Origin of the sequence: Streptomonospora litoralis, assembly GCF_004323735.1 — a bacterium.
In the GTDB taxonomy this organism is placed as follows: domain Bacteria; phylum Actinomycetota; class Actinomycetes; order Streptosporangiales; family Streptosporangiaceae; genus Streptomonospora; species Streptomonospora litoralis.
The window spans coordinates 4,185,545-4,204,077 of the sequence record NZ_CP036455.1 but is presented as its reverse complement, the minus strand read 5'-3'; the positions used below and the strand labels follow the sequence as shown (position 1 = coordinate 4,204,077).

Here is an 18,533-nt window from a genome sequence, read left to right as displayed (position 1 = left end):
CCACGCCCTAGGCTGGAAACATGCCGGAGTTCATTTACAGCTTGCGAAACGTGCGCAAGGCGCACGGCGACAAAGTCGTGCTGGACGACGTCTCGGGGCAGTTCCTCTACGGGGCGAAGATCGGCGTGGTCGGGCCGAACGGCGCGGGCAAATCCACGCTGCTGAAGCTTATGGCGGGCGACGAGCACGCGTCCAACGGCGAAGCCCGGCTGCTGCCCGGCTACAGCGTCGGCCTGCTCTCCCAGGAGCCCCGCCTCGACCCCGAGAAGACCGTCCTGGAGAACGTCGAGGACGGGGTCGCCGAGACCAAGTCGATGCTCGCGCAGTTCAACGAGATCGCCGAGAAGATGGCCACCGACTACTCCGACGAGCTGCTCGCCGAGATGGGCAGGCTCCAGGAGCAGCTGGACCACCGCAACGCCTGGGATCTCGACAGCCAACTGTCCCAGGCCATGGACGCCCTGCGCTGCCCGCCGCCCGACGCGGACATCGCGACCCTCTCCGGAGGCGAGAAGCGCCGGGTGGCGCTGTGCCGCCTGCTGCTGGAGCAGCCCGACCTGCTGCTGCTGGACGAGCCCACGAACCACCTCGACGCCGAGAGCGTCCAGTGGCTGGAGTCCCACCTGGAGTCCTACGCCGGGACCATCATCGCGATCACCCACGACCGCTACTTCCTGGACAACGTCGCGACCTGGATTCTGGAGCTGGACCGCGGCAAGCTCTACCCCTACGAGGGCAACTACACCACCTACCTCGACACCAAGGCCGCCCGCCTGAAGGTGGAGGGCCAGAAGGACGCCAAGCGGCAGAAGCGCCTGTCCGAGGAGCTGGAGTGGGTCCGCTCCAACGCCAAGGCCCGCCAGACCAAGAGCCGGGCCCGCCTGGAGCGCTACGAGGAGATGGCCGCCGAGGCCGCCAAGACCCGCAAACTGGACTTCGAGGAGATCCAGATCCCGCCGGGCCCGCGCCTGGGCAACTCGGTCGTCGACGTCAACAGCCTCACCAAGGGCTTCGAGGACCGGGTGCTGATCGAGGACCTGAACTTCTCGCTGCCGCCGAACGGCATCGTCGGTGTCATCGGCCCCAACGGTGTCGGTAAGACCACCCTGTTCAAGATGATCGTCGGCGAGGAGAAGCCCGACTCCGGCACCATCAACGTCGGTGACACCGTGGAGATCTCCTACGTCGACCAGTCCCGCAGCCGCATCGCCGGGGACAAGAACGTCTGGGAGGTCATCTCCGACGGCGAGAGCTTCATCAAGGTCGGCAACGTCGAGATCCCCAGCCGCGCCTACGTAGCCGCGTTCGGGTTCAAGGGATCCGACCAGCAGAAGCCGGCCGGCGTGCTCTCCGGCGGCGAACGCAACCGCGTCAACCTCGCGCTGACTCTCAAGCAGGGCGGCAACCTGCTGCTGCTCGATGAACCCACCAACGACCTGGACGTCGACACGCTGGGCTCGCTGGAGAACGCGCTGCTGGACTTCCCCGGCTGTGCCGTGATCACCAGCCACGACCGCTGGTTCCTGGACCGCGTCGCCACCCACATCCTGGCCTGGGAGGGCGGCTCGGACTGGTTCTGGTTCGAAGGCAACTTCGAGTCCTACGAGAAGAACAAGATCGAGCGGCTGGGCGCGGACGCGGCGCGCCCGCACGCGGTGACCCACCGCAAGCTGACCCGCTGACGAGCAGCCCCGGCCTCCGGCATCCGCCCGGGTGCGCGCTCCGCGCCGCGCCCGGGCGGCCACGGCCGAGGCCGCGAGGGCTCGCATCCCCGGTCGGCACGGCATAGGGTGACCATCGACTATGACTTCCCCGCGCGAAGAACCCCAGACGTTCTATGAGGCCGTCGGCGGCGAGGAGGCGTTCACCCGCCTCGTGCGCCGCTTCTACGAGGGCGTGGCCGAAGATCCCGTGCTGCGTCCGCTGTACCCGGAGGAAGACCTCGGGCCCGCGGAGGAGCGGCTGCGCCTGTTCCTGATGCAGTACTGGGGCGGGCCGCGCACCTACAGCGAACGCCGCGGCCATCCCCGCCTGCGGATGCGGCACGTCCCCTTCCGCGTGGGCTCGCGCGAACGCGACCACTGGCTGCACCACATGCGCGCCGCCGTCGACGACCTGGAACTCCCCGAGGCGCTGGACCGCCAGCTCTGGGAGTACCTCGTCTACGCGGCGCACAGCATGGTCAATACCCCCGACGACACCCCCGGCGGCGAGGCCGAGCTGCGCATCCAGACCCCTCCGGAGTAGGCCGCCGTCAGGGAGCGGGAGCACCGGCCTGCTGCGCTGGGCGCAGGCTGAGTGAGGCGACCGCTGCGGCCGCGGCGCAGAAGGCCGCGGCGCAGGCGTAGACGGCGTCGATGCTCCACAGGTGGATGACCACGCCCATCAGCATGGGTGTGAGGGTGTTGCTGACTGCCTGGAGTGAGTTCTGTGCGGCCATCGCGCGCCCGGCCCAGGCCAGGCCCGCGGTCTCGGCTACGGCGGTGAACATGAGGCCGTTGTGGGCCACCGCGAGCACCAGGCACGTCAGCAGTAGGGGGACCGAGGCGGCGGGGAGGACGCCGGCGGAGAGAGCGAGCAGCACGAGCGCCGTTCCGGAGGCGGCGGCGAGGACGCGGACGGGCCGCAGCCGACTGCCCAGCCGGTCCGATACGACGCCGAGTACGGGGCGGGCGAGCGCCCCGGGCACCATCGTCGCGCCGACCAGGGCGCCGGCGGCGGGTGCGGCCCAGCCGTGCACGCTCACCAGGTAGACCAGTGCGTAGGTCGTCATGGAGAACTGCGGGACGCCCAGCAGCATGCTGACAGCGTGGAGGCGCCAGATCGCCGCGTGCCGGTAGGGGGAGCGGGAGCGGAAGGCGGTGGGGGAGTGGGCGCCGGACGCTGCGGCGGAGCGCCCGGGTCCTTCCGACCGCCCGTCCCGGTTCGCGCTCTCGTCGCTGGTGGCGGCGGTCGGCCCATCGGCGGGCGGCGCTGCGGGACCGACCTCGGCGGCTGCGGCAGCACCACGCTCCGGCGGCCGGGCGAAGACCACCACGGGCGGCACCATGACCAGCGCGAGCCCGGCGGGTAGCAGCATCGCGGCGACGAAGCCCCAATGCTCGGCGACCAGCGGCATCAGCGCCGCCGACGCGCCCATTCCGACAGGCTGGGCCATCTGCCGGATCCCCATGGCCAGCCCGCGCCGCCGCGCGTCGAACCAGGCCATCACCAGCCGCCCTCCGGCGGCGTTCACCGGCCCACCGGATGCCCCCACACCGACAAGTACGGCCCCGACCCCGAAGACCCCGTCCACGACGCCGAGCAGCCCGAGGCAAAGGGCGGTCAACAGCAGACTCGCCGTCATCGTGAACCGCTCCCCGTAGCGGTCGATGACCACGCCCCACCCGAACAGGGTCACCAGCAGCCCGAAGGCCGGCAGCCCCGCCAACGTCCCGGCCTGGGCGATGCTCAACCCGTATGCCTCACGCAGCGCAGGCAGCACGAACGGAACCCCGAACATCGCACCGACACTCGCCACCTGAGCGACGACCGCGATTCCCAGGATGATCCAACGTCTACTGCCCACCAGGACAGACTAGTCAGCACAACCATGCAAGACCGTCGTGGGGTGCACCGTCGGTCCGGGGCGGAGGGCTGCGCATAGGAGGTGAAGCGCGTAGGTTTACTCCGGCGTCTGCGAGGCGTCCAATAGGTCGAGCTCGGCTTTGTCCAGGGATACCAAGGGGTCTATGAAGAGATGATCCTCCCGTTTCTTCTTTAGGATTCCGATGAAATCGACTTCGATGAATCCGGTTGCATCGAGGGAAAATGGGTTTCCGCGCTCATGCATCAAAAACAATGGTTCAAAGGGGTTTGCGGAAACCAAACTATGGGAGCCAGAATTCGTGAGTTCCCTATAATTCAACACCCATTGGATAGCCTCGCCGCCGCCTCAAGATGATCGGCATTCAGCTTGGGAATCTAGATCGCCGAGGGATCTAGTTCGCCATTGTCACCGGCCACAGCGGTACCACCGTTCTCCAGCCTTGGCCGCGGGTGGGGCCCCCGCGGCGAGGTTGTCCATAGGGGGCCAGCCCCGCGGGATAGCGGAGACCGCACGGTCCGCGGGGATACGGATCAGGGCTGTCGGTCTAGAGGTCGAGCTCTGAGATGTCGCCGACGTTGGCTTGGGCCTCCTCGGCCATGTCGAGGTTGCCGTTCATGTAGGCCTTCGTGGCTTCGCCGGCTCCGCCGATGGCACTGGAGGTGCGGCCGACCATGCCCCACATCTTGGGACCGAAATGGTCGAGGAACTCGTCCAGAGCGGTTGCGATGGGCTCGCTCGCGGCGTCCTCAGCGGCGTCCTGGAGGTGTTTGCCGAAGTCCTCGATCTGGCCGGTGAGCCCTTCGGTCATCGCCTCGTCGCCGACGTAGCCGCCTACGCTGGTCAGCACTGAACCGACACCCTCGGGGCTGATGTCCCATCCACTCACGTTCGACCGTCCCCTATCGCTGACCTGAAAGGGGCGCAACCCGCGCATCGCGGCGCGCTCCTGACACTTGCGCCAAATGGCATTATGGAAACCATCGAAGACATACGGTGACGACACGTGACGGCGCAATACATGTGCTGCGCTGCAGGATCGGTACGCAACCGCGGGTCAAGACACTGCTGGGGGCTCGGATGGCCGGTACCGGCCGCCCTGTCTACGTCTACTCGGACGCCGCCACGCTCGTGGCGCCGACAGGAGTGGTGGGGCGACTTCCAGCCCTTGGCGAGGTGGAAGCCGTCCCGGTGGTCGCGGTGCGGTCCTCACCCCTCCGGCAGGAGGAACTCGTCGAGGAACTCGCGCTCCGCCCCGTCCAGTCGGCGGACGGACTGGGTGCCGGTGTCGTAGCCGACGAGGACCGAGGTCGCGCGGGCGTAGGTGTGGTCGTCGTCACAGATCTCGTAGGCCAGGCGGAAGCTCGCGGAGCGGACCTCGGTGACCCAGGTTTCCACGCGGACGGGCTCGCGGCGGAGCAGGATGGGCTTGACGTAGTCGATCTCGTGGCGCGCCACGACCAGACCGCCCAGGCGGGTGCGGCGGCCGGAGGCGTCGTCCCAGCGCAGGAATGCGATGCGGGCGTCCTCCAGGTAAGTCAGCATCCGCACGTTGTTCACGTGGTTCAGCGGGTCGAGGTCGGCGAAGCGGACCTGCGCGTGGAACACGTGCCGCCGCGGCTTGTCCGGCGCCTGCCGGGACGGCTCCTGCTGCATAGCGGCCTCCACCACGGTGATACGTCCTCCCACCTGCGATCCGTAATGCACACGCTGCCGCGGCTCACGCTATCGGCCGGGTCGGCGACGCGGATCGGCCGGGGTGCCGCGGAGGGGCAGGCCGGCGGTCCCGCTACGTGGCCCGGCCATGAGCCGACCGGGTCGACGGGGACTTGGCCGAGTCGGTCGAGCCGGTGCGGGCTGGACCGGGGGGTTCGGCCGCCGGGGAGGGCGTGGCCGTCGCGTGGCGGAACTCGCTCGGGCTGACGCCGCGGACCCGTTTGAAGGCCGCGCTGAATCCGAACGGGTCGGAGTAGCCCACGCTGCGGGCTACGCCCGCGATCGTCGCGGCCTCCTGCTCGAGGAGCAGGTCCGCCGCGAGCGTCATGCGCCAACGGGTGAGGTAGGTGAGCGGGGGTTCGCCGACCTGGTCGGCGAACCTTTTGGCCAGCGTGGAACGTGACACCCCGATACGTTCGGCCAGCCCGGCAACCGTCCACTGTGCCGCCGGTTCGGCGTGTAGCAGGCGCATCGCGTCGCCGGCGACCGGATCCCGCTGAGCGGCCCACCACGCCGGGCGCTCGCTGCCTGGCCGCTCGAACCACTCGCGCAGCGTGCAGACCAGCATCCAGTCCAGCAGCCGGTCGAGCACGATCTGCCGCCCCGGAGCGTCAACGGCGACCTCCGCGGCGAGGTGGTCCAGCACGGCGTCGCCCGTACCCCCTGCGTCCGCGCGCAGCACTGCGGGCAGCCCGTCCAGCAGGCTGCGGCTGATCTCACCGCGCACCGGGTACGCGCCGACGATCAGGGTGGTCGCGCTGAGGCCGTCGCCGTCCCCGCCGTTGTCGTTCCAGCCTCGCCGGTGTCGGGTGCCGCCCTGCTCCGGCGTCGTGCAGCGCTCGCCGCACGCGATCGGTTCGGCCGCTGTGTCGGGCTCGTCGACGAAGGTGAACGTCGCAGGACCGCGCACGACGATCGTCTCGCGGGCGCGAAGCGGCTCGGGCGGTCGGTGGTCCGGCACGATCCAGCCCGCCCCGGCAAGCACAGTGCAAAGGGTCAGTGGCGCGCCGTCCACGAAGTGCAGTGCCCAGGGTGCCGTCAGGGTCGACTTGCCGAACAAGGAGCCGTGGGCTCGCACTCGGCGGATCAGGTCACTGAACACGTCCACTCCAGCGAGGGTAGACGAATACGCAGGCGAACCGGCTTCCTACCTATGGGCTTGTCCGAATCGGCCGAGTTCAATGGATGCGAAAAGCGAGCTGCCCGGCTGCGGCTGAGCTGCTCGAAAGCCGACCGCGAAACCAGCGGTCCTGGCCTATCCGAAGGAGCCTGATGAGCACCGATGCCTATTCGCTGACCGCCCGGGACCTCGCGTTCCTCCGTCGTCCCCTGCACGGGTTCCTGTCGGTAGCCGGAGGGCCGAACCCGCCACAGCCCCGGCCGGTGTGGTTCGAGGCGACCGACGAGGGCAGGATCCAGCTGTTCACGGGGCCGGATTCGCTCAAGGTGCGGCGCGTGCGCCGCGACCCCCGCGCCTCGATCGTCGTCGCCGCCCCCGTGGGTGAACGCGAGCGCTGGTTGTCACTCACAGGCCGCGCCACGGTGGAAGGCGACGGAGCTCATGAGCTCGCCGCCCGCCTGGCCGCCCGCTACTGGGGTCCCGACGAGCCGACCCGCGCTGGGGATCTCGCACATATCCTGGCCGAGGACCAGGTGCGTCTCGTCATCCACACGGAGACCGTGCGCCGGTTCGAGTTCTGACCCCGTTTGGCGACCCGCCCCGGCGGGTCGCCGTTCCGGAGGCCCGCCTCGCCTTGCGCTACGTCAACCGCCGTCGGCGTCCAGCCCTGTTTGGTGCGCCAGGAAAGCCAACTGATCCGCGCTGAGTCGGACCGTGCGCGAGACCGAGCGGGCGCTGTGGCCCACCTCGGGCTCGCGGCGCAGCAGGATCGGATGCTCATCGAGCGGAGCCGACGTGGCGTGCTGGAGGGCGGCGCACATCTTGCGGGCGTGCAGCGGGTCCACGCGGGTGTCGTTGTCGAAGACGGTGAAAAGGGTCGCCGGGTACGCCGTGCCCTCGGTGACCCGGTGGTAGGGGGAGTAGGCCAGCAGCCAGGCCAGCGCCTCGGGATCGTCGGCGCTGCCGTACTCCACGTTCCACAGCTCGCCCAGCCCGAAGCGCTCGTAGCGGACCATGTCCAGCAGCGGCGCCGAGCACACCGCCGCGGCGAAGAGGTCGGGACGCTGGGTGACGGCCGCGCCGACGAGCAGGCCGCCGTTGCTGCCGCCCATCACGGCGAGCTGCCCGGGTGTGGTGCGGCCGGTGGCGACGAGGTGCTCGGCGGCCGCGACGCAGTCGTCGAAGACGTTCTGCTTCGCCCCGAGCATCCCGGCGCGGTGCCACTCCTCGCCCTCTTCCAGCCCGCCCCGCAGGTTCGCCACCGCGTAGACGCCCCCGGCGCGTACCCAGCTCAGCGCGGTAGCCGAGTACCCCGGCGTCATGGAGATCCGGAATCCGCCGTAGCCGTAGAGGATCGTGGGGCGCGGCTGCCGGTCGCCGGCGGGAGATACCACCAGCATGCGCACCGGTGTGCCGTCGCCTGAGGTGAAGACCAGTTGCTCGGTGCGGACCTCGGGCATCTCCGGAGTGCCCGGCGCGGCGGCCCACGACCTCACCTCGCCGGTGCGCGCGTCGTAGTGGTGGACCGCCGCCGGGGAAGTGCTGTCGCTGTAGCCGAACCATGCCTCGTGACCGCCCTCGGGGCGCTCCAGCAGGGCGCCCACCGAGCCGAGTCCCGGCAACTCCACCGACCCGCGCCGTTCGCCGGTGGCCAGGTCGTGCACGGTGATCTCGCTGATCGCGTGGCGCGCCCACGAAACCAGCAGCACGCCTCGGTCGAGTTCGGGCCCGTCCAGAACCGCGTAGTCCTCCAAGACCGCGTCGGCGTCGGCGGCGACCAGAGTGCGCCAGTGCTCGGGGCCGGGCGTGCGGGGGTCGGCTACGCACAGCCGACCGCGCGGGGCGTCGCGGTCGGTGGAGACGTACATCCGCCCGTCGCGGCCCACGGAGGGCACCGCCTCGGCGTCGTCCCCCTCCTGGACGGCCGTGAAGCGCGGCCGCTCCCAGCCGTCCTCGGTGAGATCGGCGATCCAGGCGTCGTTGCTCGCCGAGGTGCCGCGTGCGGCGGTCAGCACCAGCCACCGCCCGTCCCGGCTGACCCCGAGCCCGTAGTGCTCGGTCTTGTCCCGGCCTGCCCCGAAGACCAGCACGTCGTCGTCGGTGGAGGTGCCCACCCGGTGCAGGTAGACGCGCCGGTGGTACTGCTCTTCGCCTTCGGGCACCGAGCCCGGCGGCAGGCGGCGCACGTAGTAGAACGCCTCGCCGCCGGGCAGCCAGGCCACCGGCGAGTAGCGGCACCGGTCGACGGGCCCGTCCACGATCTCGCCGGTTGCGATGTCCATGACGCGCAGCAGCGACTCCTCGTCCCCGCCTTCGGAGAGCTGGTACGCCAGCAGTCTCCCCTCCTGGTCGGGCCGCCAGGAGTCCAACGTGGTGGCGCCGCCGGGGTCGAGCGCGACCGGGTCGATCAGCGCGCGCTCGGCGAGCGGATCACCGCCGGGAGCGGGTCCGGCGATGTAGAGGACGCCGTGCTCCTGATCAGCCGTGCGGCGCATGAACAGGCAGCGCCGCCCGCGCCAGACGGGCGCACCGACGAAGCCCGCTCCCATGAGCGCCTCGATGCCGCGTGCGAGCGGCTCACGCGCGGTCCACCGCTGCGCCTGCCCGCTGAACAGGGCGTCCTGCGCCCGGGTCCACTCCTTGGCCTCGGGAGAGCGGGGATCCTCCAGCCAGCGGTAGGGGTCGGCGACGCGGTGCCCGTGCAGTTCCTCTGTGCCGTCGAGGCGCGAGGCATCGGGATAGCGGGGTTCAGGCATGCCCAGAACTCTATCCGCCGCAAACGGCGCGCCGAGGCGCGCCCGGGTCACCTGTGGATGATCATGAGTTACCCGGTGGTTTTCGCTGCCTACGCATAATTAGGGTGGCGGCGGAGCGGTCCGACCAAGCAAACTGAATGCGGGACGTTACTCGGCGGGAACCACCCACGGGAGGTCCGTGTGGCAACGCGAACAGCACCGGTCGTCCGGCCGGTCGACAAGGAGGCCTCCTGGCTGGCCGATCGGCTGGCTGGGGAAGAGACACGGCCGTTTGCTCAGACGGTCCGGGAGACGCTGTGAGCCGCGCAAGCAGTACGGAGGGTGGCACAATACACCGCCACGTACTGCTTCTCAACGCGAGCTACGAGCCGCTGACGACTCTACCGCTGCGCCGGGCCATCCTGCTCGTGCTTCGGGAGAAAGCCGAAGTGGTGCACGGCGACGCCGGCGGCACCGCCCTGCATTCGGCCACCACCGCGCTTTCGGTGCCTTCGGTCATCCGGCTCCGACGCTACATCAGAGTGCCCTACCGGCGCCGCGTCCCCTTGACGCGGGTCGCCCTGATGCGGCGCGATGCCAATCACTGCGCCTACTGCGGGAAGCGGGCCGAGACCATCGACCACGTCATCCCCCGCAGCCGCGGCGGTGCGCACGTATGGGAGAACGTAGTGGCCTCCTGCAAACCGTGCAACCACCGCAAGGCCGACCGCCTGCTCGACGAGCTTGGCTGGAAGCTGAACGTGACACCCACGGTTCCCCGCGGGATGCACTGGCGGCTCATCAACGGGGAGAACCACGGCGATCCCCAGTGGGCACCGTACATGGCACGGGTGGCGGCCTGACACGGACCGCACGGCCCGCCGCCGCGCGGGCGCCCGGCGGCGGGCCTGAAGGGTCCCACCCGCCGCCGGGCGCTTATGCTTGTTCGCATGCCTCGCTACGAGTACCGCTGCCGCGACTGCGGTGAGACCTTCGAGCGCTCCCGCCCGATGGCGGAGTCCGACCGCCCCGCGGAGTGCTCCCGCGGCCATGCCGACACCGTGAAACTGCTGTCCACTGTCGCCGTGGGCAACACCGCCGAGGCCCCCGCCGCAGCCGGCGGTTGCTGCGGCGGGGGCTGCTGCTCCTAGGATCGCGTTCTAGCGCTCGATCTGGGTGACGTCGCGTGCCGCCCCGGTGGAGGCCGATGTGGCCATCGCGGCGTAGGCGCGCAGCGCCTGGGTGACCGGGCGCTCCCGATCGCGGGGCCGGAACGCGCCCAGCTCGGCGATGAGCCGCTCGCGGCGGGCGTCGAGCTCCTCCGCGGAGACCTCCAGGTGCAGCGAGCGGTTGGGGATGTCGATGGCCACGGTGTCGCCGTCGTGCACCAAAGCGATGTCGCCGCCCTGGCCGGCCTCGGGCGAGGCGTGGCCGATGGACAGACCCGACGTCCCGCCGGAGAACCGGCCGTCGGTGATCAGCGCGCACGCCTTGCCCAGCCCGCGGCCCTTGAGGAAGCTCGTGGGGTAGAGCATCTCCTGCATACCGGGCCCGCCCTTGGGGCCCTCGTAGCGGATGACGACGACGTCGCCCGGCTCCACCCGCTTGTTCAGGATGCCGTCGACGGCCTCTTCCTGGCTTTCGAACACCTTCGCCGGGCCGGTGAAGGTGTGCAGTTCCTCCTCGACGCCGGCGGTCTTCACGATGGCGCCGTCGGGCGCGAGGTTGCCGTAGAGGACCGCCAGCCCGCCGTCCGCGGTGTAGGCGTGGGCGACCTCGCGGACGCAGCCCTCCTCGCGGTCGGTGTCGAGGGTCTCCCAGCGGACGTCCTGGGAGTACGCCTTGGTCGTGCGCTTGCCTCCGGGGGCGGCGTAGAACAGCTCGCGGGCGTCGTTGTCGCAGGTGTCGGCGGCGATGTCCCACTTGGCGAGGTACTCGCCCAGCGTGGCGCCGTGGACCGTGGGCACCGAGGTGTCCAGCAGCCCGCCGCGGGCGAGCGCGCCCATGATGGCCGGGATGCCGCCCGCCCGGTGCACGTCCTCGATGTGGTACTTGTCGGAGTTCGGCGCCACCTTGCACAGGCAGGGCACACCGCGGGAGAGCTGGTCGATGTCGGGCAGGCCGAACTTCACACCCGCCTCGGTGGCCGCCGCGAGCAGGTGCAGGATGGTGTTGGTCGAGCCCCCCATGGCGACGTCCAGCGCCATGGCGTTGGCGAAGGCCGCCGGCGACGCGATGGACAGCGGCAGCACCGAGGAGTCGTCATCCTCGTAGTAGCGGCGGGCGACCTCGACGACCTTGCGCCCGGCGTCCTCGTAGAGCCGCTTGCGGGCGACGTGGGTGGCCAGCACCGTGCCGTTGCCCGGCAGCGCCAGCCCCATGGCCTCGGTCAGGCAGTTCATCGAGTTGGCGGTGAACATGCCCGAGCACGAGCCGCAGGTGGGGCAGGCGGACTCCTCCAGCTCGTCCAGCTCGGACTGCGAGACGCTCTCGTCGGCCGAGGCGACCATCGCGTCGACCAGGTCGAGTTTGCGCTCGGTGACGGCGGTGCCGTTCACCACGGTGGCCTTGCCGGCCTCCATCGGCCCGCCGGAGACGAAGACGGTGGGCACGTTCAGCCGCATCGCCGCCAGCAGCATGCCCGGCGTGATCTTGTCGCAGTTGGACACGCAGACCAGGGCATCGGCGCAATGGGCGTTGACCATGTACTCGACCGCGTCGGCGATCACCTCGCGGCTGGGCAGCGAGTAGAGCATGCCGCCATGGCCCATGGCGATGCCGTCGTCGACGGCGATCGTGTTGAACTCCCGCGGTACCCCGCCCGCCTCGCGCACGGCCCCGGAAACGACGTCGGCGACCTCGCGAAGGTGGACGTGGCCCGGCACGAACTGCGTGAAGCTGTTGGCGATCGCGACGATCGGCTTGCCGAAGTCCTCGCGTTCCACTCCGGACGCGCGCATGAGGGCGCGCGCTCCGGCCATGTTCCTGCCGTGGGTGACGGTGCGTGAGCGCAGCGCGGGCATGGGGTGCTCCCATCGACGCCGGGAGGCGTGGACGACATGTGTTCCACTCCGATGGTAGCCCTGCCGAGGGACCGGTGACGTCTCGGTCTCGAAGATTAATTGTCCAGATGGTGAGACGATGAGGCGTGCGGCCTGCGGTCTCCGGCGTGCGGCCGGGCGCCGACCCCGCCGTACTGCTCCACCGCGCCGGGGCGAGACCCCGGCGCGGTGCGGCTGGAAGGGTGGTCGCGGGCGGACGACGGCGGTGGGCGGCGAGCGGGAGGGGCGCCCGCCCCGGGCCGGAGCAGGATCGAGCGGCGCCCTCAGTACCGGGCGGGCAGCACCTGCTGCGCGGCGTCGTGGATCTCCTCGATCTCTTTGTCGGTCAGCTGGCGGGGTTTTCCGGTGCGCAGCCACTTGCGGACCTTGGTGCCGCTGATCACGTCGACACCGCGCAGGTTGTGGCTGTCCCAGGGCAGTCCCGGGCCGTAGATGGCCAGCGACGGGCGCACCGAGACGTCGCGCCCGAGGTACTCGCTGATCAGGCGCTCGGCTTCGCGCGCCTCTTCAAGGGCCTCGTCGATCCGCTCGTTGCGGGAGAACTTGCCGTGGTAGAGCTTTTCGAGCTTGTTGCGCAGCGGCAGGCGCTTGTCCCACGCCTCGGAGTCGATGGCGAACGCCCCGCGGCGGCCCACGACGAAGTGGTCGATCTGGCCGTTGCCGCCGGGGATGCCGCGGGCGTGCAGCACGCGGTATCCCACCCGCTTCATCACGCGCAGTTGCGCCTCGGTGCGGCGCTGCGCCGCCGACGGCCGGCGCCACCGCGGAACCTCGGACTGGCGCCGCGAGGAGTAGACGATCATGGCGATCAGCGCGGCTGCCGCGAAGGTGGCGCCGATCCGCCAGTCGCCGGTGAGGAATCCGCCGGCCGCGCCCGCGACGGCGACGACGCCTCCGCGGAGCAGCAGGCGCCGAGCCGATCGCGAGGCCAGCGCGCCGTAAGTCTTGCGGGCCGCGGCGTTGGAGCCCTGGGTGCCACTGGAACTCGTCGTTCGGGAACTACTGAAGGGCGAGCCGGAGCTGCTCTGCTGCGCGGCGCCGTTGACTGAGGTTGCCGATTCCACGCTGGAAAGAGTAGTTCGATCCATATGCGAGTCCTAGTACATCGAATCTCACACTTTACTTCCCCGCCAACGGGTGCTTTCTCACGTGTCAGGAGGGTTGCTCCGGGGGAAGACAGCTCTTTCCCGGCTCTCTAGAGAGGCACCCCCATAAGCATCCCCCGATCCGGCGGTGCTGACACCGGCTGTGCCGGACTACGATCAACGTCCATGGCCGAGATCCACGAGCTGACGGCGATCCAGCAGGCCGAGGCCGTCCGCCGGCGCGAAATCTCCCCGGTGGAGATCACCGCGCACTACCTCTCCCGCATCGAGCGCATCGACGGACGACTCGGGGCCTTCATAACGGTTGCGAACGAATTCGCCCGCGAACAGGCCCGGAAGGCGGAAGAAGCGGCGCTGTCCGACACGCCGGGCGAGCCGCCGCCGCTGCTGGGCGTTCCGATTCCGATCAAGGACCTGGAACCCGTGGCAGGACTGCGCTACACCGCGGGCTCGGCGGTGCATGCCGACCGCGTCGCCGAAGCCGACTCCGATGCCGTCGCCGAGTTGCGCGCCGCCGGCGCGGTCGTCACCGGCAAGACCAACACCCCCGAATTCGGCTGCCCCTGCCACACCGAGAACGACATCGCCCCTGCCGCCCGCACCCCCTGGGACCTTTCGCGCTCGGCCGGCGGCTCCAGTGGCGGCGCCGCGGCGGCCGTGGCCGCGGGGCTGGCGCCCGCCGCCCACGCCGGCGACGGCGGCGGCTCCATCCGCATCCCCGCCAGCGCATGCGGCGTCTTCGGCATCAAGCCCACCCGCGGGCGGGTGACCGCCGGCCCCTTCCGGCCCGACTACATCGGACTTTCGACGGCGGGCCCGATCGCGCGCACCGTCGCCGACGCGGCGCTGGTGCTCGACATCATCTCGGTGAACCGCCCCGGCGACTACTTCACCGCGCCCCCGCTGCCCACCGGCGAGACCTTCCTCGGCAGTGCGCTGCGCGACCCCGGGCGGCTGCGCATCGCGCGCTTCGGCGCCTCCCCCGTCCCCGGCGCCACGGTCGCCCCCGAGGTGTCGGCCGCCTATGAGGAGGCCGCCGAGCTGCTGGGGGAGCTGGGCCACGACGTCGAGGACATCGAGCCGCCGGTCGACGACGACCTGATGGAGTCGTTCGAGCTGGTGTGGGCGGCGATGGCCGCGTCGGAGCCGGTCGATCCCGCCGACGAGCACCTGCTGCGCCCCCTCACCCGCATGCTGCGCGAGCGCGCCGCCTCCTCCTCGATCGCCGCCTACATGGGCGCCACCGCGCGGCTGCAGAACGCCGTGCGCGCGGTACTGCCCCGGCTGATGCCCTACGACGCGGTACTGACCCCGACGCTGGCCCGCCCGCCCGCGCCGGTGGGCCACTTCGACGCGGGCGGCGATCCGGCCGAGGAGTTGCGGCGGATGACGGAGTTCACCCCCTTCACCTCCCTGTTCAACATCACCGGGCAGCCCTCGGTGAGCGTTCCGCTGCACTGGAGCGAGGAGGGCCTGCCGATCGGGGTGATGCTCAGCGGGAGGCTGGGCGGCGAGCCTACTCTCCTCTCGCTGTCGGCTCAGCTGGAGGCGGCGCGTCCGTGGGCGGAGCGCCGGCCGCCGCTGTGGTCCGCTTAGGTGCGGCCGCAGGCGATCCCAGGCGCAGTGCGGCCAGGGCCGCCAGTACCGCCGCTGCAGCGGCACCCGCCGCGCCCGCGGCGACACCGCCGAAGTCGATCAGCCAGCCCGTCAGGGGCGCTGCCAGGGAGATTCCGCCGGTGATGGCCGAGGAGAACCACCCGTAGGCCTCGCCCCGGCGGTGCGGCGGCGCCACCTCGCCCAGCCGCTCGGTGATCGCGGCGATCGTGGGGGCGATGGCCAGGCCTGCAGCGAACAGCACGGGCGTGACCAGCCACGGAGAGGGTAGCTGCACGATCGGCGGTAGCAGGGGGACCAGCAGCACGGTGCCCGCCGCGGTGGCGATCGCCCGGCGGGACAGCCGCGGCGGCGCCGTGAAGGTGCCCGCGACCAGGCCGCCCACGCCCGAGCCCGCGGCGTAGACGGCCATCAGCGCGCCCGCATAGCCCGGCGACCCCAGTTCGCGCGCCCAGGCCACCGCCGTCAGGTCGACGGCGCCCAGCCCGGCGGCCAGCATCGCGGTCATGGCCACTACGAGCGCGATCCGCGGATTGAGCAGCAGCGAGCGGCGCGCCGGGGCGCCTGAGCCGGGCGCCGTCTCCTCGGGCGGCAGCGGCTCCGACAGCCCCGCCCGCCGCAGGCTCCAGGCGAAACCGAGGGCGCCGACGCACGGCAGCACCGCCATGACGGCGACGCCCACCCGGCTGCCGGCCGCGCCCACCGCGGCCGCTGCCAGTAGCGGGCCGCCGATGAACAGCAGCTCCTGCAGCGTGGCCTCGGCGGCGAACATGGTCTGGCGGGTGGGCCCGGAGGTGAGGCGCGGCCAGATCGAACGGGCGATCTGGGTGGCCGGCGGCATGAACAGCCCGGTGGCCAGCGCCAGTGGTACGGCCGCCCACCACAGTGCCGCCGGCAGCAGTGCGAGGGCGGCCAGCCCGGCCCCGTAGACCGCGGCCGAGCTCAGCATCAGCCGCGCCTTGGAGCGGCGATCGGCCAGGCGTCCGCGAACGGGCCCGGCCACGGCGGTGCCCACCGTCAGCCCGCCCGAGACCAGGCCGGCGAGGGCGTAGGAGCCGGTCCAGCCCGCCACCAGGAATGTCACCGCGATCGGCAGTCCCCCCTGCTGCAGCCGCGCGAACAGCGACCAGAACAGCAGGCCGCGGACATGGGGGATTGCGAAGAGGCGGCGGTAGGACGACAGCATTCTCCGCATCGTACGACGGAATCCGGTATCCGGCCCCTATTAGGAACGTAGTTCTCTTTTCCGGCTAACTTCGCATTCCATCCCATGGAAAGGGGAGATGGCATGGCGCAGCCGCCACGGATCCGCGTGGTGCGGCATTATCGTTGTCTGTGAGTGATGCGGAGCTGGCCCGGCTGGCCGAAGAACACGGCGTCGCGACGACATACGAGGATTGGCGCGGCCGCCGCGTGCACGTGCCCGTCGACACGCTGCGCCACGTGCTGGGATCCCTCGGCGTGGACGCCACCTCGCCCCGCGCCGCCCTGGAGGAGTACTGGGCCCGCCAGGCCACGCGCCTGCTGCCGCCCTGCCTGGTCGCCCGCGCCGGACGCGCGCCGCAGCTTCCCCTGCCCGACCTCTCGCGGTGCTGGGTCGAGCAGTCCGGCGGCGGCTGGAGCGAACCGGGCCCCCACCTGCCGATGGGCAGGCACACCCTGCACGTGGAGAACGGCTCGGTGCGCCAGCAGGCGCCGCTGCTCGTGGTGCCCGACCGGCTCGACCCCCGACCGGGCGAGCGCCGGGTCTGGGGCCTGATGGCCCAGCTCTACTCACTGCGCTCGCGCGCCTCCTGGGGGATGGGCGACCTGCGCGACCTCTCCGAGTTGGCCGACTGGAGCGCCCGCGACCTCGGCGCCGACTTCACCCTGGTCAACCCACTGCACGCCACCGAGCCGGTCTGCCCCATCGAACCCTCGCCCTACCTGCCCGTCAGCCGCCGCTACAGCGGCCCGCTGAACATCCGCATCGAGGACATCCCGGAGTACGCGGCCCTGGAGCCGGCCCAGCGCGAGGCCGTCCAGCGGCTGGCCCGCCCGCTGCGCGAGCACGCCCGCACCGCCGACCTGCTCGACCGCGATGCCGTCTGGGACGCCAAGCGGGCGGCGCTGATGTCGCTCTTCCAGGTGCCGCGCACGCCCGCACGCGAGGCCGCCTTCCAGAGCTATCTCTCCCGTGAGGGCGCCACCCTGGTGGAGTACGCCACCTGGTGCGCGCTGGCCGAGGAGCACGGCCGCGACTACCGCGCCTGGCCGATCGAGCTGCGCGACGTCGCGGCCCACACCGTGGGCGCCGAAGCGCTGCGCCGCTGGCCCGGCGTGGAGTTCCACCGCTGGCTGCAGTGGATCCTGGACGACCAGCTCGCCGCCGCCCAGGCCGGAGCGCGCGCGGCCGGCATGTCGCTGGGGATCGTGCACGATCTGGCCGTGGGCGTACAGCCCGGCGGCGCCGACGCGTGGATGTTCGCAGACGCCATCGCCCCCGGTGTCAGCGTCGGTGCCCCGCCCGACGAGTTCAATCAGCGCGGCCAGGACTGGGGCCAGCCGCCCTGGCACCCGGTCCGGCTGGCCCAGCAGGGGTACGCCCCCTTCCGGCAGGTACTCGGCCAGGTGCTGCGGCACGCCGGCGGCGTGCGTATGGACCACATCATGGGCCTGTTCCGGCTCTGGTGGGTGCCCGAAGGCGCATCACCGGACCAGGGCACCTACGTGCGATACGACCATGAGGGCATGGTCGGCAGTCTGCTGCTGGCCGCCCACGAGTTCGATGCGGCGGTGATCGGCGAGGACCTGGGCACCGTCGAGCCCTGGGTCCGCGACCACCTCGGCGAACGGGGCGTGCTGGGAACCTCCGTGCTGTGGTTCGAGCGCAGGGAGGACGGCAGCCCGCGCCGCCCCGAGGAGTGGCGCTCCGACTGCCTGGCCACCGTCGCCACGCACGACCTGCCGCCGGTCGCCTCCTACCTCTCGGCCGAGCATGTGGAGCTGCGCGACCGCCTCGGGCTGCTGAACCGGTCCGCGGCCGCCGAGCGCGCCGACGCGGAGGCGCAGGTCGCCGCCTGGCGGGAGCGGCTGGTGGAGCTGGGGCTGCTCGACCCGGACGTGGACCCGCTCTCGGAGCCGGGCGCCGTGGTCGCGGCGCTGCACGCCTACCTGGTGGACACGCCCGCGCGCATGATCGGCGTGTCGCTGGCCGACGTGGTCGGCGACCGCCGGATGCAGAACCAGCCCGGCACCAGCGACGCCTACCCCAACTGGCGGATCCCGCTGACCACCGCCGAAGGCGAACCCGTGCTCCTCGACGAGCTGATGGCCGACCCGCGCCTGGCCGAGTACGCCCGCCGCGCACTGCGCCCGCTGATCGAACCGTTTTACCTGGAGTCGTCCCCGTGACCCGGGACTGGAACCCGGTATCCGCAGGCATCCTCGTGTGAGCGGTCGGAGCGGTGCCGCGAAGCGGCTTCCGTTTCGGATCCGAGTTACCCGGCTGGTCCCGCTGAACCGGCGCCGGGCTCCGCCGAGGCGTCTCTGCAGAGCCCGGCGCCCGCGCGCACAAGCGGGCGGGGCGCGCGGAGTCCTGTGCGCGCCCCGCCC

Annotated in this window: 15 protein-coding genes; 7 read left to right on the top strand and 8 right to left on the bottom strand. The window is 71.2% G+C overall.

Annotated elements, in window-relative coordinates; genetic code table 11:
* Positions 1 to 20 precede the first annotated feature (20 nt).
* On the top strand, positions 21 to 1,682 hold the full coding sequence (ettA, locus tag EKD16_RS17695; RefSeq protein WP_131099399.1) for an energy-dependent translational throttle protein EttA: 1,662 nt from the start codon (positions 21 to 23) through the stop codon (positions 1,680 to 1,682).
* 121 nt (positions 1,683 to 1,803) lie between these two features.
* Positions 1,804 to 2,247 (top strand): globin, encoded by a 444-nt coding sequence (locus tag EKD16_RS17690; RefSeq protein WP_131099398.1) that lies wholly within the window; start codon positions 1,804 to 1,806, stop codon positions 2,245 to 2,247.
* A gap of 7 nt (positions 2,248 to 2,254) precedes the next feature.
* Here the strand turns inward: EKD16_RS17690 and EKD16_RS17685 are convergent, their stop codons facing one another.
* From EKD16_RS17685 to EKD16_RS17670, 4 genes are all read right to left on the bottom strand, one after another.
* The gene (locus EKD16_RS17685) at positions 2,255 to 3,568 is read right to left on the bottom strand and encodes an MFS transporter (protein ID WP_341351841.1); all 1,314 of its coding nucleotides are present in this window, start codon (positions 3,566 to 3,568) and stop codon (positions 2,255 to 2,257) included.
* 565 nt (positions 3,569 to 4,133) lie between these two features.
* Entirely contained in the window at positions 4,134 to 4,475 is a 342-nt protein-coding gene (locus EKD16_RS17680) for a DUF6507 family protein (protein ID WP_131099396.1), read from the bottom strand.
* A gap of 320 nt (positions 4,476 to 4,795) precedes the next feature.
* Positions 4,796 to 5,242 carry an acyl-CoA thioesterase gene (locus tag EKD16_RS17675; protein WP_131102732.1) on the bottom strand — a complete coding sequence of 149 codons (447 nt, stop codon included), beginning with the start codon at positions 5,240 to 5,242 and terminating at the stop codon, positions 4,796 to 4,798.
* Positions 5,243 to 5,375: 133 nt separating this feature from the next.
* On the bottom strand, positions 5,376 to 6,410 hold the full coding sequence (locus EKD16_RS17670; RefSeq protein WP_131099395.1) for an AraC family transcriptional regulator: 1,035 nt from the start codon (positions 6,408 to 6,410) through the stop codon (positions 5,376 to 5,378).
* 164 nt (positions 6,411 to 6,574) lie between these two features.
* Between EKD16_RS17670 and EKD16_RS17665 the strand changes: the two genes are divergently transcribed.
* Positions 6,575 to 7,003, top strand: coding sequence for a pyridoxamine 5'-phosphate oxidase family protein (locus tag EKD16_RS17665; protein WP_131099394.1), 429 nt, complete (start codon positions 6,575 to 6,577; stop codon positions 7,001 to 7,003).
* A 63-nt stretch (positions 7,004 to 7,066) separates the two neighbouring features.
* Here the strand turns inward: EKD16_RS17665 and EKD16_RS17660 are convergent, their stop codons facing one another.
* Positions 7,067 to 9,178 (bottom strand): prolyl oligopeptidase family serine peptidase, encoded by a 2,112-nt coding sequence (locus EKD16_RS17660; RefSeq protein WP_131099393.1) that lies wholly within the window; start codon positions 9,176 to 9,178, stop codon positions 7,067 to 7,069.
* 296 nt (positions 9,179 to 9,474) lie between these two features.
* On the opposite strand from EKD16_RS17660, the gene EKD16_RS17655 reads away from it, so the two are divergent.
* Both EKD16_RS17655 and EKD16_RS17650 read left to right on the top strand, forming a co-directional pair.
* The gene (locus EKD16_RS17655) at positions 9,475 to 10,020 is read left to right on the top strand and encodes an HNH endonuclease (protein ID WP_207391334.1); all 546 of its coding nucleotides are present in this window, start codon (positions 9,475 to 9,477) and stop codon (positions 10,018 to 10,020) included.
* An 87-nt stretch (positions 10,021 to 10,107) separates the two neighbouring features.
* Entirely contained in the window at positions 10,108 to 10,308 is a 201-nt protein-coding gene (locus tag EKD16_RS17650) for an FmdB family zinc ribbon protein (RefSeq protein WP_131099392.1), read from the top strand.
* Positions 10,309 to 10,317: 9 nt separating this feature from the next.
* Here EKD16_RS17650 and ilvD read toward each other — a convergent pair whose 3' ends face one another.
* Both ilvD and EKD16_RS17640 read right to left on the bottom strand, forming a co-directional pair.
* Positions 10,318 to 12,180 carry a dihydroxy-acid dehydratase gene (ilvD, locus tag EKD16_RS17645; protein WP_131099391.1) on the bottom strand — a complete coding sequence of 621 codons (1,863 nt, stop codon included), beginning with the start codon at positions 12,178 to 12,180 and terminating at the stop codon, positions 10,318 to 10,320.
* 302 nt (positions 12,181 to 12,482) lie between these two features.
* On the bottom strand, positions 12,483 to 13,283 hold the full coding sequence (locus EKD16_RS17640; protein WP_242677026.1) for a nuclease-related domain-containing protein: 801 nt from the start codon (positions 13,281 to 13,283) through the stop codon (positions 12,483 to 12,485).
* A 207-nt stretch (positions 13,284 to 13,490) separates the two neighbouring features.
* Here EKD16_RS17640 and EKD16_RS17635 point away from each other — a divergent pair, with 207 nt between their 5' ends.
* Positions 13,491 to 14,921: an amidase gene (locus tag EKD16_RS17635; protein ID WP_165498598.1), complete on the top strand. Its 1,431-nt coding sequence runs from the start codon at positions 13,491 to 13,493 to the stop codon at positions 14,919 to 14,921.
* Here EKD16_RS17635 and EKD16_RS17630 read toward each other — a convergent pair.
* Entirely contained in the window at positions 14,842 to 16,125 is a 1,284-nt protein-coding gene (locus tag EKD16_RS17630; RefSeq protein WP_131099389.1) for an MFS transporter, read from the bottom strand. The two genes, EKD16_RS17635 and EKD16_RS17630, sit on opposite strands and share 80 nt — an antisense overlap.
* A 149-nt stretch (positions 16,126 to 16,274) precedes the next feature.
* On the opposite strand from EKD16_RS17630, the gene malQ reads away from it, so the two are divergent.
* Positions 16,275 to 18,332 carry a 4-alpha-glucanotransferase gene (malQ, locus tag EKD16_RS17625; protein WP_131099388.1) on the top strand — a complete coding sequence of 686 codons (2,058 nt, stop codon included), beginning with the start codon at positions 16,275 to 16,277 and terminating at the stop codon, positions 18,330 to 18,332.
* Positions 18,333 to 18,533 lie beyond the last annotated feature (201 nt).